The 15,165-nt window shown below is 65.3% G+C and carries 19 protein-coding genes; 13 read left to right on the top strand and 6 right to left on the bottom strand.

Annotated elements, in window-relative coordinates:
• Window positions 1-13: 13 nt before the first annotated feature.
• From H4O11_RS12465 to H4O11_RS12430, 8 genes are all read left to right on the top strand, one after another.
• On the top strand, window positions 14-790 hold the full coding sequence (locus H4O11_RS12465; RefSeq protein ID WP_220466722.1) for a Slam-dependent surface lipoprotein: 777 nt from the start codon (window positions 14-16) through the stop codon (window positions 788-790).
• 155 nt (window positions 791-945) lie between these two features.
• A complete protein-coding gene (locus H4O11_RS12460) occupies window positions 946-2,394 on the top strand; it encodes a surface lipoprotein assembly modifier (RefSeq protein WP_343042828.1) in 1,449 nt (482 codons plus the stop codon).
• 77 nt (window positions 2,395-2,471) lie between these two features.
• Window positions 2,472-3,110 carry a biliverdin-producing heme oxygenase gene (locus H4O11_RS12455; RefSeq protein WP_182339755.1) on the top strand — a complete coding sequence of 213 codons (639 nt, stop codon included), beginning with the start codon at window positions 2,472-2,474 and terminating at the stop codon, window positions 3,108-3,110.
• Window positions 3,107-3,508, top strand: coding sequence for a YbaN family protein (locus H4O11_RS12450; RefSeq protein WP_182339754.1), 402 nt, complete (start codon window positions 3,107-3,109; stop codon window positions 3,506-3,508). Before H4O11_RS12455 ends, H4O11_RS12450 begins: the two co-directional genes overlap by 4 nt.
• A gap of 145 nt (window positions 3,509-3,653) precedes the next feature.
• Window positions 3,654-4,328 (top strand): tonB-system energizer ExbB, encoded by a 675-nt coding sequence (gene exbB / locus H4O11_RS12445; protein ID WP_182339904.1) that lies wholly within the window; start codon window positions 3,654-3,656, stop codon window positions 4,326-4,328.
• A gap of 12 nt (window positions 4,329-4,340) precedes the next feature.
• Complete coding sequence (gene exbD / locus H4O11_RS12440) at window positions 4,341-4,763, top strand: TonB system transport protein ExbD (RefSeq protein WP_182339753.1); 423 nt, start codon at window positions 4,341-4,343, stop codon at window positions 4,761-4,763.
• Window positions 4,760-5,500 (top strand): energy transducer TonB, encoded by a 741-nt coding sequence (locus H4O11_RS12435; RefSeq protein ID WP_182339752.1) that lies wholly within the window; start codon window positions 4,760-4,762, stop codon window positions 5,498-5,500. The genes exbD and H4O11_RS12435 overlap by 4 nt, the downstream gene beginning before the upstream one ends.
• Before the next feature lie 155 nt (window positions 5,501-5,655).
• The gene (locus H4O11_RS12430) at window positions 5,656-6,333 is read left to right on the top strand and encodes a DUF1275 family protein (protein WP_182339751.1); all 678 of its coding nucleotides are present in this window, start codon (window positions 5,656-5,658) and stop codon (window positions 6,331-6,333) included.
• A gap of 409 nt (window positions 6,334-6,742) precedes the next feature.
• Here the strand turns inward: H4O11_RS12430 and H4O11_RS12425 are convergent, their stop codons facing one another.
• Entirely contained in the window at window positions 6,743-7,663 is a 921-nt protein-coding gene (locus H4O11_RS12425; protein ID WP_182339750.1) for a LysR family transcriptional regulator, read from the bottom strand.
• A 110-nt stretch (window positions 7,664-7,773) separates the two neighbouring features.
• Here H4O11_RS12425 and H4O11_RS12420 point away from each other — a divergent pair, with 110 nt between their 5' ends.
• From H4O11_RS12420 to H4O11_RS12405, 4 genes are read left to right on the top strand one after another with little or no spacing between them, the layout of a single operon-like run.
• Window positions 7,774-8,526 (top strand): SDR family oxidoreductase, encoded by a 753-nt coding sequence (locus tag H4O11_RS12420; protein ID WP_220466738.1) that lies wholly within the window; start codon window positions 7,774-7,776, stop codon window positions 8,524-8,526.
• Between the two features lie 32 nt (window positions 8,527-8,558).
• Window positions 8,559-9,485, top strand: a complete 927-nt coding sequence (locus tag H4O11_RS12415; RefSeq protein WP_182339748.1) for an SDR family NAD(P)-dependent oxidoreductase — start codon at window positions 8,559-8,561, stop codon at window positions 9,483-9,485.
• Entirely contained in the window at window positions 9,475-9,966 is a 492-nt protein-coding gene (locus tag H4O11_RS12410; protein ID WP_182339747.1) for a DUF1097 domain-containing protein, read from the top strand. The genes H4O11_RS12415 and H4O11_RS12410 overlap by 11 nt, the downstream gene beginning before the upstream one ends.
• On the top strand, window positions 9,966-10,412 hold the full coding sequence (locus H4O11_RS12405) for a DoxX family protein (RefSeq protein WP_182339746.1): 447 nt from the start codon (window positions 9,966-9,968) through the stop codon (window positions 10,410-10,412). The genes H4O11_RS12410 and H4O11_RS12405 overlap by 1 nt, the downstream gene beginning before the upstream one ends.
• 363 nt (window positions 10,413-10,775) lie before the next feature.
• On the opposite strand, the gene H4O11_RS12400 is transcribed toward H4O11_RS12405, so the two are convergent.
• From H4O11_RS12400 to H4O11_RS12380, 5 genes are all read right to left on the bottom strand, one after another.
• Window positions 10,776-11,480: an SDR family oxidoreductase gene (locus H4O11_RS12400; protein WP_182339745.1), complete on the bottom strand. Its 705-nt coding sequence runs from the start codon at window positions 11,478-11,480 to the stop codon at window positions 10,776-10,778.
• A gap of 129 nt (window positions 11,481-11,609) precedes the next feature.
• Complete coding sequence (locus H4O11_RS12395; protein ID WP_182339744.1) at window positions 11,610-12,080, bottom strand: hotdog fold thioesterase; 471 nt, start codon at window positions 12,078-12,080, stop codon at window positions 11,610-11,612.
• Window positions 12,077-12,667, bottom strand: a complete 591-nt coding sequence (locus H4O11_RS12390) for a TetR/AcrR family transcriptional regulator (RefSeq protein ID WP_182339743.1) — start codon at window positions 12,665-12,667, stop codon at window positions 12,077-12,079. The genes H4O11_RS12395 and H4O11_RS12390 overlap by 4 nt, the downstream gene beginning before the upstream one ends.
• Before the next feature lie 162 nt (window positions 12,668-12,829).
• Window positions 12,830-13,828, bottom strand: a complete 999-nt coding sequence (locus tag H4O11_RS12385) for a glycoside hydrolase family 43 protein (RefSeq protein WP_182339742.1) — start codon at window positions 13,826-13,828, stop codon at window positions 12,830-12,832.
• A 97-nt stretch (window positions 13,829-13,925) separates the two neighbouring features.
• Entirely contained in the window at window positions 13,926-14,927 is a 1,002-nt protein-coding gene (locus H4O11_RS12380) for a helix-turn-helix domain-containing protein (RefSeq protein ID WP_182339741.1), read from the bottom strand.
• Between the two features lie 34 nt (window positions 14,928-14,961).
• On the opposite strand from H4O11_RS12380, the gene H4O11_RS19265 reads away from it, so the two are divergent.
• A partial coding sequence (locus tag H4O11_RS19265) for a hypothetical protein (protein ID WP_220466721.1) occupies window positions 14,962-15,165 on the top strand: 204 nt, incomplete at its 3' end.

The following is a 15,165-nucleotide window of genomic DNA, read 5'->3' as shown; positions in this document are numbered from 1 at the left end:
AATGAGGTTACGCATGAAAACGCAACGCAAACTGTCCACGCTTGCCCTGGCCCTGGCGGCCATGAGTATCGCCGGGCTGGCCCAGGCACAGTCCGCCGAAGCTCCGTTCTTCGGTGGCACCAGCAATGATGTCAATGTCAAAGTGGGCAAGTCCGATGTGTCCGCCGGTACCGTGCATACGCCGGGCCTGGCCGGTATTTCCGTGAAGGCCAGTGGCATCGACCTGCAGGTCGATTTCCAGGGCCTGTCGCGTTACTCCGGCACCGGGCCGGTCTACCAGCTCAGCATGCCGGCCGACGCCGACCATCCGAACAACCTGGGGGTGTTCACCTTCGCCCGCGCAGGCACCGGCGATGTGTGGTTCGGCGAGTGGTCGAGCACCGGCAATGTCAGCACTGGCGACCACACCGTCTACTACGTCGGCGACACCACCGGCACCACCTTGCCGACCAGCGGCACCGCCACCTATGCGGTCACCGGCATCAACAATTCCGGCGGCGGCAGCGTGCTGAGCGGAAACTTCACCGCCAACTTCTCCACCAACCGGCTCAGCGGCAGCCTGACCCGCACCGGTTCCAGCACGGTCAACACGCTGGCGCTGGGCAGCAGCACGCTGGTCAACTACGTGTCCATCAATCCGACCAGTGCCAGCTTCAGTGGCGCGGCCCGGGCCGATGCGACCGCAGGCACCGTCGAAGGCCGTTTCTACGGCGCCAACGCGGCGGCCCTGGCCGGCATCGCGACCTTCGCCGACAGGTCCAAGGACGTGGCGTTCGGCGGCGCGCGGTAACACCAGCAGTGCCTTGCCGATCCATGGCAGGGATTCGTTGTAGTGACTGAAGCAGTGCAAGGACCAGCCAGCCGCCAGTCCTTGCCACCGTCCAGATGACCCCATACATGCAACCAGCCTTGCCTGCCCCCTGCCGGACATCGTGCCGGGTAGTGGTGTTGATCCTCCTCTTCCTGGGCAGCGCCGCGGCCCAGGCGCAGCAGGAAGACATCCGTCGCATCCTCGATCAGCGTACCCAACGCCAGGGCATTGAACGCGAGCGCCACCTGCTGCAGGACGAGCTGGAAGCAGACCGTCCCACCATCACCGTGGACGGGCAGACCTACACCGTCGCACATAATGCCAACGACGTAGGGCGGGCCCTGTACCTGTCCCTGCAGAGCCGCGAATGGCAGGCCGCAGCGCGGTTCCTCGACGAATACATGGACCTGCCGGACCGTGATCCGATGCTGGCGCACTATGCGCAGGGCATGCTGGCGCGCCTGCAAGGCCGCCATCGGGAGGCCGTGCACGAATTCCGCCAGGTGCTGGCCATCCAGCCGCAGTTCCTGCTCGGCCGCCTGGAACTGGCGCGGACGCTGTTCGAGGACCAGCAGGACCGCGAAGCCGCCGAACTGTTCGAGGCCATCGAAACGTCCATCGATACCACCGATCCCAAGACGGAGGGAGTGCGCAGGTCTGTTGCCACCTTCCGCAAGGCGCTGGAAAGCAGGCGCTCCTGGAACGGGACGTTCGCGCTGGGGCCGGCGTGGAGCGACAACGTCAACCGCACCTCGGCCAGCCATACCTGCCTGGTCGCCGACAGCAGCGGCTTCTGCTATGTCGACCGCAAGCTGCCCGACGCCATCGTCGCCACGGGCGTGGACTACGATGCCAGCCTCAACAGGCGCCTGCCGCTGGGCGGCCACCACGGCCTGTACCTGCGCTCGTTGCTGTTCGGCCAGGCCTACCGCAACTACAGTGCCTACAACGAGGCGACCCTGGCCACGCAGGCCGGTTACAGCTTCCGCAGTGCACGCCACGGCATGGCCCTCGCGTCCACGTTCGATTACCAGGCACTTGGAAATTCCGCGCTGTATGGCGCCTGGGGGATCCACGCGGAATGGAATTACACCCTGTCCCCGGCGTCGATGCTGAAGCTTGAAGCGGACTGGAAGGAACTGCGTTATCGCCAGGCCAGCTACGCGCCTTATTACGATGGCGCGTCACGTTCGGTCTACGCCACGTACTTCCGCAGCCTGGGGCAGCGCTGGACGCTGTTCGGCGGCGTGGACATCGTCGACAACGATACGCCGCTGGCGGTCACCGCCTATCGGCAGAAGGGCATTCGCCTGGGCGCATCGCTGCAATGGCCGGAGGGCTTCAACAGCACCCTGTTCACCTCCTACAGGCGGCGCGAGGATGGCGCCAGCAATGCACTGCTGGAGGCGCAGCGCAAGGACGACGAGCAGAGTTACATCTTCATCGTCAAGGCAGCCCGCTGGGCGATGGCAGGTTTCACGCCCTTGCTGACCCTGCGCTACAACAAGGTCGACAGCAGCGTCGACTGGCTCTACAGCTACGACAGAAGCACGGTCAACCTGAAGCTTGAACGCATGTTCTGAATGTCCGGCCCCCCACGTGGGAACTTCCCATGCAATCCAACCTCCTGCCATTTCCCGCATTTCCAAGAGCGCCCGTCATGAATGAACACGTCGCTGATTCCATTCCAACCCGCAGCCAGCGCCTGAAGGCAGCCACCCACACCGTCCACGATGCCTTGGACAAGCGCATCATGGATGCCGACATTTTTGCCAGCCGCGGCAAGTTCTCCGGCTTCCTGCGCGTGCAATACCGTTTCCATCGTGACGTGGACACGCTGTATGCCAACCCGCAGCTGGCCGAGCTGATCCCCGCGCTGGCACAACGGCGTCGGCTGCTGCTTGTTGCCAATGACCTGGGCGACCTGGGGGGGCCATTGCCCGCCGCCGTGGCTGGCAGGCTGGACATGCACGCCACGCTGCCCGCTGCGCTGGGCTGGTTGTACGTGGCCGAGGGATCGAACCTGGGCGGTGCGGTCCTGTTCAAGCTGGCGCGGGACAGGCTGGGGTTGGCCCACAATTTCGGCGCACGCCATCTGGCCGCGCATCCGGATGGAGCGGCGCGGCACTGGCGCCAGTTCACCACGGCACTGGATACGGTCGCCTTGACGCAGGCACAGGAGGATGAAGCGGTGCAGGCCGCGGAAGAGGCGTTCCGTACCGTTCGCAGGTACGTCGAAGAAGAGCTGCCGCTGGATGGCGGCGCGTTGCCGATGACGCGATCCTCGCTGCGTGCATGAAACCGGCCGCATCCGAACCGATGCCGAAACCACCGGCCAGCGGACTGCGACGCCTGTTGCTGCAGGTACTGGCCGTGGTTTTCCTGGGCCTGGCATTCGTGGGAGTGGTGACTCCCGGCTTGCCGACGACCGAGTTCGTGCTGCTGGCCGCATGGGCGGCGGCACGCAGCTCGCCGCGGTTGCATGCCTGGATCCTGCGCCACCGCCTGTTCGGTCCACTGCTCGCACACTGGCAGGCGGGCAAGCTGCCGCGCCGTGCCAAATGGGCGGCGACGTTCACCATGTGCCTGGCCGGTACTTTCTCGGCACTGACCATCCCGCACTGGCCCAGCGTGGCGATCATCATCACCTGCATGGCCTGCGTGCTGCTGTGGTTGTGGTGCAGGCCGGAGCCATGAGCGGAACCGGAGATGCCGCGCGTTGGCCACGACGTGCCCCCGTTGCCACGGTCCGCCGTGGCCTTTCCTTCCCGACCTGAGCAATGGGATCGACCCGATGCAGAATACACACGTGAACCTTCCGCCCGACCTGGGCCCATGGCAGATGTTCCAGCACGCCGATTGGGTGGTGCAGGCGGTGATGATTGGATTGGCGCTGGCGTCGTTCGCCACCTGGACGGTGCTGGTAGCCAAGAGCTGGGAGCTGCGTTCCATCCGGCGCGCATTGCGTGCCGCGCACGCGACCCTGGCGCAGTCCACCGTGCTGTCCGATGCCGACGGCCATCCCCACCTGGCTGGCGGCATCGCCCACGAGCTGGTGGCCCAGGCACATGCCGAGCTTCGGCAATCGGAGGGGCTGGCGGACAAGGCGGGAATCAAGGAACGCATCGCCTCGCGGCTGGAGCGCAGCGAACTCGCCTATATCCGCCACCTGCGCACCGGCATCGGCATCCTGGCCACGGTGGGGGCAACGGCCCCGTTCGTGGGATTGTTCGGCACGGTATGGGGAATCATGAACAGTTTCGTCGGCATCGCCAGGTCCAACACCACCAACCTGGCGGTGGTGGCGCCGGGCATTGCCGAGGCCCTGCTGGCCACAGCAATGGGGCTGGTCGCTGCCATCCCGGCGGTGGTCATCTACAACCACTTCAGCCGCAGCCTGGGTGCCATCAGGGGCAACCTGGGCGACCTGTCGGCGGGCATACAGCAAGTGGTCTCGCGCGATCTCGACCGCTACGCGGCGTCCACGGCCGGTGCGGCAGTTCTTCCACGGGACTGACGAGGGACATCCATGGCCATCACCCCACGCAACGAAGACGACGAGCTGGAAGAGAACCACGACATCAATGTCACCCCGTTCATCGACGTCATGCTGGTCCTGCTGATCATCTTCATGGTGGCCGCACCGCTGGCTACCGTTGATGTGCCCGTGGAGCTGCCGGCACTCAACGCCGCGCCACAGGCCAGGGACAGGGATCCGATCTATCTCACGGTCCAGGACGATCTGTCGCTGAGCCTGAACCAGGATGCGATCACCGGGGCGGAGCTGAAGTCGAAGCTGGATGTCCTGACCGGCGGCGACCCCGCCGAACGGATATTCCTGCGGGCGGACAGCGGCGTACCGTATGGGGACCTGATGCAGGTGATGAACGCGCTGCGCGATGCAGGCTACCTGAAGGTGGCGTTGGTGGGCCTGGAGCAGGGCAGCCCATGAACGTGCTGCGGCAGGACCGCCAGGCAGTGCGCTGGCTCGCCAGCATGGGCGTGGTGCTGCTGGTGCATGTGCTGGTGGCTGCCGCCATCCTGTGGTGGCACGTGCCGCGCGTGCAGGAACCTTTGCCGCTGCAGGCAGTGGCGGTGATGGTGGAACTGGCGCCGCTGACGCGTGCACCATCGACCCCGCCGACCGAACTGCCACCGGGGCCGCCCCGGCAGGAGCAGGAACGACGCAAGCGGCAGCCCAGCGTGGCGACGGTGCAGCCCAGCCCCGCCGTGCCACGGCAGGTGTTGCAGGATGCCGATGCAGCGCTGGCCCGGCAGGTATCGGAGCCGCAGCAACAGGACAGCGCCAGCAGCACCGAAGCCAGCGCCCCGCCCAGCGTGCCGGCACCGGACAGCAATCGCCATGCGGCCAGCCAGGCGCTGGCCGGCACCGTCAGCCAGGCACTGGCCAACTGGCAGGTGCAGGTGCTCGGTCACCTGGAGCAGTTCAAGCGCTTCCCGCGCGCGGCACAGCGCCGGCGCTACGAGGGAGTGGTGCAGGTGCTCTATGCGGTGGACCGGCGGGGCAACGTGCTTTCTGTCAGCCTGGCCCGCAGCAGCGGCCATGAGCCGCTGGATACCGAGGCACTGGCGGCGGTGCGCCGCGCCAGCCCATTGCCGCCACCGCCAGCGGACGTGCCGGGCGACCCGGTCGACGTCACCACGCCGGTGGAGTTCTTCCTGCGTTGAGCCGCCGGTGCAGGCAGGGCGGACGTTCGCGCGTGCCGGCAACGCAGGGGAACTCGGCGGGGATGCTAACCTGATTGCCAGGACGGGCATCGTGCCTGCAGGTCGTCCAGGCGCGGGTTGGGCCTGGGGAAGTAAAAGGAAGTCAAAGGAAGTCCGTGGTTCCTCTGCCTAAGTGGGTCTGGATCGGTGGCGTGTCGCTGTCTGCGGTGGCAGGCCTGGTGAACGGTGTCTGCTACCTGGGGGTATCCCACCAGGTTGTCAGCCACCTCACCGGCCCCACCAGCATGCTGGGTGTTTCGATTGCGCGTGGTGACTGGGCTGGCGTGGGTTTTCTGTGGGGCGTACTCATTGCGTTCTGCGCCGGTGCCGTGCTCAGTGGGCTGATCGTCCAGGACAGTGCGCTGCGCCTCGGCAGGCGGTATGGCCTGGTGCTCCTGATCGAGTCGGGGTTGATCATCGCCAGCATTCCATTTTTCCAGCAGTCTTCGGAATGGGGCGTGTGGTTGGCGGCGATGGCATGCGGCCTGCAGAACGCCATGGCGACCACTTACAGCGGCGCGATTCTCAGGACAACGCACCTGACCGGCATGTTCACCGACCTGGGCATTGGCCTGGGCCACCTGCTGCGGGGCCTGTCGTTGCCATTCCGGCGGCTCACACTGAGTGGCCTGGTCATAAGTGGTTTCCTGCTGGGCAGCATAAGCGGGGCCTGGCTGTTCCAGTCGCTGCGCTACGAAGCGTTGTACGTTCCCGCAGCCATCACCGGCGTGAGTGGCGCGGTGTATGTCGCGTACCTGCAATGGCTGCGACGGGACGGTAGAGCGGGTCCATGACCCGCTGCTTTTGCCGGTGACGGGCATGGCCCGTCACTACCAAGGCCATTCCAGTAGCCATCACTACCGAGGTAGAGCGGGTCCATGACCCGCTGCTTTTCGCGGGGTGACGGGCATGGCCCGTCACTACCAAGGCCATTCCAGCAGCCATCACTACCGAGGTAGAGCGGGTCCATGACCCGCTGCTTTTCGCCGGGTGACGGGCATGGCCCGTCACTACCAAGGCTATTCCAGTAGCCATCACTACCGAGGTAGAGCGGGTCCATGACCCGCTGCTTTTCGCCGGGTGACGGGCATGGCCCGTCACTACCAAAGCCGTTCCCGCAGCCATCACTACCGAGGTAGTGCGGGTCCATGACCCGCTGCTTTTCGCCGGTGACGGGCATGGCCCGTCACTACCAAGGCCGGGTCACGGACCCGCTTTGCCCACTGCGCCGAACCTGTCGCTGTACAACTCCAGTGCCCAATCAATGAAGACGCGCACCCGCGGCGAGAGCTGCCGATGGAACGGATACAACGCGCAGACGGGCAGGGTGGGACAGTCCCATTCGGGCAGCACCTGCACCAGGCGTCCTGCCTGCAGATGTTCCTCAAGGCGGAATCGGGGCACCTGGATCAATCCACATCCGGCCAGCGCCGCGCTGGTGTAGCACGCGGCATCACTCACGGAAATCCAGCCTTTCGCCTCCCATTCCGTGACGTGTCCTTCCATCATGATGGTGAAGGGATAGCGGCTTTCGTTGCCGCGTGAGAAGAACCCGATGGCCTGGTGTCCGCTCAGTTCGCGGGGGTGCATCGGCGTGCCGTGCTGTGCCAGGTAGTCCGGGCTGGCGCAGATGATTTCCGGCATGTCGGCCAATCGCCTGACTACCAGCGAAGAGTCGCGGGGCTGTCCTGCCCGTACCACGCAGTCGATGCCCTCCTTGACCAGGTCCACCAGGCGGTCGCCGCTGCTGATGACCAGGTTGATCCCCGGATAACGCGCTTTGAACTCGCCAATGCGCGGCAGGATGATCTTCGTCGCGTGCGTCCCATGCAGGTCCAGGCGCAGCGTCCCGTGGGGATTGGCCACATGGGTGCTCAGTGATGTTTCTGCATCTTCCAGTTCAGCCAGCACGCGCTTGCTGCGTTCGTAGAACGCCTGGCCGTCCAGGGTGGGCGTTACCTGGCGCGTGGTGCGATCCAGCAGGCGTGCCCCCAGGCGTTTTTCCAATGCCTTGATCGCATGCGTCGCCGTCGCGCGGGGCACGTCCAGCGTTCCGGCAGCTTCGGTGAAGCTGCCCAATTCCACGATCCGCGTGAACAACTGCAGCGCATCAAAACGGTCCATGGCGATCCAATTGTTGATGTTTATTGAATTAACAAGTCAATTTGATCTTATTTATTCATTCCGGGTCAATCGTGATCATGGCTCCCGTGTCCACAGCAGGGAAAACGCCCATGAGTTCTCATACGACCTTCAGTGAACCGCAGACCGCCATCGTCACCGGCGCTTCCCGTGGCATCGGACGGGCCATCGCGTTGCGCCTGGCCGCTGACGGCTTCCGCGTCGCCGTCAACTACGCCGGCAATGCCGCCTCGGCCGAGGAGGTGGTCCAGGCCATCCACGCCGCAGGAGGCAGCGCCATTGCAGTGCAGGCTGATGTCGCGCGTGCGGAGGATGTGCAGCGGCTGTTTGCCACCACGCTGGATGCGTTCGGCCGCGTCGATGTCGTCGTCCACAGCGCCGGTGTGATGACACTTGTTCCGATCGCCCCCGACAGCCTCGATGCATTCGATCATGTCGTCGGCACCAACCTGCGCGGCGCATTTCTCGTCCTCGGTACCGCCGCCCAGCATCTGCCGGCGGGCGGAAAGATCGTCGCCGTTTCAACCAGCGTGATCGCCAAGTCCTTCCCGCAGTACGGCCCCTACATCGCCACCAAGGCCGGGGTCGAGGGCCTGGTGCATGTACTGGCCAACGAACTGCGTGGCCGGAACATCACCGTCAATGCCGTTGCGCCCGGCCCTGTCGCCACCGAACTGTTCCTCGAAGGCAAGACCGACGAGCAGGTCGTGCAGCTCGGCAAGCTCGCACCGCTGGAACGGCTGGGGCAACCAGAGGACATCGCGCGCGTCGTGTCGTTCCTGGTTGGCGCCGATGGCGGCTGGGTCAACTCCCAGGTCGTGCGCGCAAACGGCGGATTCGCCTGATCCCGTTCCTCCACGCTGGCAGGAGATATTCCATGAACCATACGATCCTCATTACCGGCGCTTCCAGTGGTTTTGGTGCGCTGGGCGCGCGTGCCCTGGCACTGGCGGGGCATACCGTTTACGCCGGCATTCGCCAGACCCGAGGGCGCAACGCCGCGCAGGTAGATGCGTTGCACGCCTTCGCCGCCGAACACCAGGTCGCGCTGCAGGCGATTGAGCTGGACGTGCAGTCCGACGCCTCGGTGCAGGCGGCGGTCGACCAGGTCATTGCCGTACAGGGACGGCTCGACGTGCTGGTCCACAATGCCGGGCACATGGTGTTCGGTCCCGCCGAAGCGTTCACCCCGGAACAGTACGCGCAGCTGTACGACGTGAACGTGCTGGGCACGCAGCGGCTCAACCGCGCCGCGTTGCCGCATCTGCGCAGGCAGGGCAGTGGACTGCTGCTGTGGGTGGGAAGCAGCAGCCATCGGGGTGGCACGCCGCCGTACCTGGCACCTTACTTCGCGGCCAAGGCGGCGATGGATGCGGTGGCGGTGAGTTACGCCGGCGAACTGGCGCGCTGGGGCATTGAGACCAGCATCCTGGTGCCGGGCGCCTTCACCAAGGGCACCCAGCACTTCGCCCATGGCGGACGTCCTGCCGACACCGAGCGCGAGCAGGCATACGCGCAGGGAGCCTATGCGGAATTCGAACAGCAGGTGCTGGCCGGACTGGCGGCCTGTGAACCCGAAGATGCCGATGTGGCCACCGTAGCGCAGGCCATGGTGGACATCGTGGGCCAGCCGCTGGGTCGTCGTCCTTTCCGTGTGCATGTAGATCCCTCCAGCGATGGCTGCGAAGTGGTCAATGCAGTGGCCGATCGCATCCGCGCCGAGTTCCTGCGCCGTATCGGCCTGTCCGACCTGCTGGCGCCACGGCCGCTCGCCGCCGCCGTGGAGGTGGATCATGGGCGGTAATGCATTTACCACCCACGTGAAAGTGGTGGTCGGCGAATCCGTCGTGGCTTCTTCGGCGGCCATGCTCAGCGTGATGGTGTTTGAAGTGCCGGTGTGGGCCATGTTCGTCGGCTGGATTTCATACTTCACCCGTGGGTTGGACCTGAAACAGGGCGCGATCAACCTGGCCTGCGTGCTGGTCGGGGTGATGCTGGGGATCGGTGCGGCGCACGCGCTGGCGGTGCTCACGCCACACCTTGGCAGCTACGCCCTGGCGGCGGTCGTTTTCGCCATCACGGTGGTGGCGCTGTCGCTGGCCAAGGCACCGGTACTGAACAACGTACTTGGCTTTTTCCTCGGGCTGGTGGCGTATTTCGCCTCGCATCAGCCGCCTTCGCTGGATACCTTCCGGATGCTGGCGGTGGCTGCGGCGCTGGGCGCGGTTGCGGGTTTCCTCGCCCATGCGCTGCAGAAACGCCTGGCGCAACAGGGCAGCCACTGATGGTGAAGACCATTCGTGCCAGCATGCAGGGGCTTCCTGCACGCATCGAACCGATGGCCTATGCGTTGCTGCGTCTTGGGTTCGGCATCGTCCTGTTCACCCACGGCCTGCCGAAGGCGTTGGGGATTTCCCATGGCAGCATGGCCGACCCGATGGCCGGTTCCATCCGTCTGATCCAGGACGTGATGGGGCTGCCCTTTGCGCCGCAGTTGGCGTTCCTGGTGATGCTGCTGGAAACCGTGGGCGCGCTCATGCTGGCTTTCGGCCTGTGGACGCGGTGGGTTGCGATGGCTTTCTTCCTGGAGATGATCGGCATCTGTGTTGCATTGGGGCCGACGTGGCCGTGGATCGACCGCGGGATCGAGTATCCCGTGCTCATGGCCTTGCTCGCGTTTTACATCGCAGTACGCGGCGGTGACGGGCATGGCCCGTCACTACCAAGGTAGAGCGGGTCCATGACCCGCTGCTTTTGCCGGTGCCGGTATGGCCGGTCACCACCAAGGTAGAGCGGGTCCATGACCCGCTGCTTCTGCCGGTGCCGGTATGGCCGGTCATTACCAAGGTAGAGCGGGTCCATGACCCGCTGCTTCTGCCGGTGCCGGTATGGCCGGTCATTACCAAGGTAGAGCGGGTCCATGACCCGCTGCTTTTGCCGGTGACGGTATGGCCGGTCACCACCAAGGTAGAGCGGGTCCATGACCCGCTGCTTCTGCCGGTGACGGGCATGGCCGGTCATTACCGAGGTAGAGCGGGTCGATGACCCGCTGCTTTGCCGGTGACGGGCACGGCCCGTCATTACCCGTTTCCTGTCAGCCGGCAAGGACATCGGCGAGGTAGACGCCGTGCGACAGGCCCTGTTTGACCTGGCGCGATGGTTCATCAACGGCGATCTCTTCCTCGCCGGCTTCCAGTGCGTCCAGCGTGCGGCGCACGACGTCTTCGGGCGTGGCTTTGGGCGCGTCGAATTCGCGCACCAGGTCGGTGTCGATGAAACCGGCGTGGAAGCCCAAAACCTGGGTGCCCTGTGCACGCAGCTCATGGCGCAGACCGTTGGTCAACGACCACGCGGCAGCCTTGGAGACACTATAGGCCGCCAGGGCCGGAGCGTTTATCCAGCTCACCACGGACAGGATGTTCACCAGCGCACCGCCGCCATTGCGGCCCAGCGTGCCGGAAAAAGCACGGCTTGTGTTCAGTACGCCGAAGAGATTGGTGTCCAGGTGCCCGCGCAACAGCGCGTCGGCATCGTTGGCGAGCAATCCACCCAACTGGGCAATGCCCGCGTTGTTGATCAGCAGGGTGACATCTCCACATGCACGCGCCGCCTCCGCCACCTCTTCAGGCTTGGTCACGTCCAGGCGGATCGGCACCACGCCGGGCAGCGTGACCGTGGCCGGATCGCGCGCTGCGGCATAGACCTTCGCCGCACCGCGTGCCAGCAGTTGCTTGGAGAATTCGAGGCCGAGGCCGCGGTTGGCTCCGGTGACCAGGACGACAGCACCTTCGATTTTCATGGGATTTCCTTCTGCGCTGGGCGCTCTTGTTTATATGATCGACGTAATATAAAGATTCAAAAAAAAAGCCCACCTTGCCGATCACGCAGCGACGGCGCGCAGGGTGCAGTCCAAGGGCAGGGCACTGGTTCAGTCGCGTGCCGGTTTCTGTGGGCGCTCCATCACCAGCAGGGTTGAAGTCGCACTTGCGTAGATGCGGCCATTGGCGTCCTTCAGCGTCGCTTCTGCAAAGGCGGCGCGGCGGCCGACAGACAGGGTGCGTCCCTCGGCGCGGAGCGGGCCGGTATCCGTCGTGATTGGGCGGAGGTATGAGACTTTCAGCTCCAGCGTTGTGTAGGCCTGGATCGCTGACAACTTGGAATGAACCGCGCATCCACATGCGGAGTCGAGCAGCGTCGCCGCATATCCTCCGTGGATCGTGCCGATCGGGTTGTAGGCGCCGATACCGGGCGTGCCGGTGAAAACCGCCCATCCATCGCCCGCCTCGGTAAAGGTGAAGTCGAGTGAATCGCCGATGGGAGGGCGGCCTCCCGCCGCAATGAGTGCCTGCAGGGTCTCAAGCCCGGAAAGGCCAGGCGCAATTTCGTCAACGAGATTCACGGGCAGGTCTGCAATGTGAGCCGGTGCAGGATCGCCGAGCGGCTTCGAGCAAGAATGGCGTCCGAGCGCAACCGGTCTGGTTCGGCACGCGCAAGAACCATCGCGCCGATGATTTCAGCCACGCACGACGATGCTTCGTCCTCCGCGTCAGCGTAGCCGAGGGCTTCCAGATGCCGGGCGAGATATCCGCTCAGCGCGCTGGCTCCTTCAGCCACGCGCTCCCGGATGTCCTGGGGAAGCCTCGGTGCATCTGCGACAAGGAAAGGCAGGGGGCATCCCCCTTCGCGCGTGTCCCGGTGCGCGGGTGACAGGTAGAAGTCCACGAAGTTCGCCACCGATTCGGCCGGGGACTGGCTCTGGTCGCGCAGTGCGGAGAACGGGCTGTCGTCGAACATGCGCTCGACGGTCGCGCGCAGGAATGCGTCCTTGGACGGGAAGTGCGCGTAGAAGCCGCCGTGGGTCAGGCCGGCATCGGCCATGACGCGAGCAAGCGCCATGCGCGCCGGGCCACGTTCGCGCACTTGCCTCGCAGCGGTTTTCAACACCCGGTCACGGGTGACTTGCTTCTGGTCTGGGCGGTATCGCATGGGGCCTCCCTTTCATATGTCGTCCATCATATGAAGATTCCGGGCGTTGGCGCAATACCGGTGGGTGGGCCCTGTTGTTGGTGACGGGCATGGCCCGTCATTACCAAGGTAGAGCGGGTCCATGACCCGCTGCTTTTTGTCGGTGACGGGCATGGCCCGTCACTACCGGGCGGGTACGCCTTCGTGGGTCATCTTTACCGGCAGGATGTGGCCCTGCGCATCGAAGTACATGCGGTCGATGGCGGTAACCCGATGGTGGCGGCTGGTCTCGCCCAGCGGGCGGCGGTGGTAGACGATGTACCAGCTGTCGTCGTCCGCTGCGTGGATCAGCGAATGGTGGCCGGCGCTGGTGGCGATCTCCGGGTCCTGTTGCAGGATCGTGCCGATCCGCTTGAACGGTCCGGTCGGCTTGTCGGCGATGGCGTAGGCCACCGCATAGTCCGGCTCGCCCCAGCCGCCTTCGGACCACATGTAGTAATAGCGGCCGCCGCGCTTGAACATCAGCGAGCCCTCCACGTATTCCGGCGCCGGGGTGATCTCCTTGAACAGGGTGCCGTCGGCCAACGGTTGCACGCCGCTGAAATCATCCTTCAGGCGCACGATGTTGGCGTGCTTCCAGCCGCCGTAGATCATGTACCACGCGCCATCGTCGTCCTTGAACACGAACTGGTCGATCGGCTGCGCGCCGTTGTGGAACGTGCCGACCAGCGGCTTGCCCAGCAGGTCGCGGTATGGCCCCTCGGGCTTGTCGGCCACCGCCACGCCGATGCCACCGACCTCGTCGTCGTTCTTGATGTCGTTGGCGGAAAAGAAGAAGTAGTACCTGCCGTCCTTCTCGACCACCGACGGCGCCCACAACGCCTCTTTGGCCCAGGAGATCGCTTCGATCTTCAATACGTCGGGATGACGGGTCCAATGGACCAGGTCGGGGGAGGAAAACGCATCGAATCCCACCTGCTCGGCATAGGGCTTGGAGGTGGTCGGATAGATCCAATAGGTCTTGCCGAACACTGCGGCTTCCGGGTCGGCGTACCAGCCGGGCAGGATCGGATTGCCGGACATCGGCCGGTCGGGAGCGTCCTGCTTCGGCGGCGCTGCCAGTGCGCCGAACGGTATCGCAACTGCCAACGCTGCAGCCATCACCACCTTGCCCAGTGCCATGTCCCGTGCCCTCGTGCCAGATCGATGGCCGAGTTTAGATCGATTTAGGTCGGCCTGCACCGATATCGGTCACGTTTCTCCAGCCGCTCGGGCTTCCTCAGCAGCCGGCCAAAGGTGCCGGGGAAAGGCTCCGGCGATGCTGGTTGCGGTACTCGGTGGGGCTGGCCTCTGCCTGCCCGCGGAAATGTCGCCGGAACGACTCCTGCGATCCGAACCCCGCCTGCTCGGCCACCCAGTGCAGGGGACGGTCGGTGGTCTCCAGCAGTTCGCGTGCATAGGCCACGCGCTCGCGGATCAGCCAATCGATCGGGGACAGGCCGGTCGCTTCCAGGAACTGCCGCTGCAATGTGCGTTGGCTCAGCGCTGCCTGCTCGGACAGGCTTCTCAGCGAATGGGTTTCGCGCAGGTTGCGGCGCACCCATTCCATCAGCCGCGCCAGCCGCGTCGGCTCGCCGAGCGGAATCGTGCGCGCCACGCGCTGGCTGCGCTCGGCATCGCGCCAAGGGGCCAGCACCAGCCGCTCGGCGACCAGGTTCGCCACCCGTGCACCGTAATCCTTGCGCACCATGTGCAGCATCATGTCCATGCCGGTGGCCGATCCGGCCGAAGTGATCACGCTGCCCGCGTCCACGTACAGCACGTCCTCGCGCACGGTGATGTCGGGGAACGCCTGGGCGAGGGTTTCGGTCAGCCGCCAGTGGGTGGTGGCGCAGCGCCCATCCAGCAGCCCGGCCCAAGCCAGCACGAAAGCCCCGGAACAGATCGAGGCGATGCGTGCGCCGCGGTTGTGCGCGCGGGTGATGGCATCCAGCAACGCCTGCGGTGGCCGCTCGGCCGGGTCGCGCCAACCGGGTACGACCACGATGTCGGCGTGATCCAGCGCTTCCAGCCCATGCGGCAATTGCACGTGGGCATTGCCGAGCATGCGCAGTGCACCGGGTTCGGCAGCGCACAGCTGGGTGGCATACCAGGACACGCCCAGTTCGGGGCGGACCGGGGCGAACAGGCCGACCGCGCAGCCGAACTCGAACAGCCCCTGGCCGTGGCAGGCCACGATGGCGACAGTCGGTGCGGCATGCGGGTCGATGGGGGAGGGCATGGGGTGATGCTACTGAGCGGTCGCAGGCCGAGGGGTGTCGCGTGGTCCTGACGACATTCCCAACGGGCATATCGAGGGCAGGGACGGGGTGATGGGAATGGGAATGGGGATGGGGATGGGGAACGGGGGATGGGGGGAATGGGGTAGCGCCGAGCCATGCTCGGCGGATTGCGTGGCGGCCGCTGCGCTCGCCGAGCATGATGAGGCGGCCCTGAAGGACTATGGCATGACCGTGGAC

The organism is Stenotrophomonas tumulicola (genome assembly GCF_014117215.1).
GTDB lineage: Bacteria > Pseudomonadota > Gammaproteobacteria > Xanthomonadales > Xanthomonadaceae > Stenotrophomonas > Stenotrophomonas tumulicola.
The sequence above is the reverse complement of the archived record's forward strand: the minus strand, read 5'-3'. Positions and strand labels throughout refer to the sequence as shown.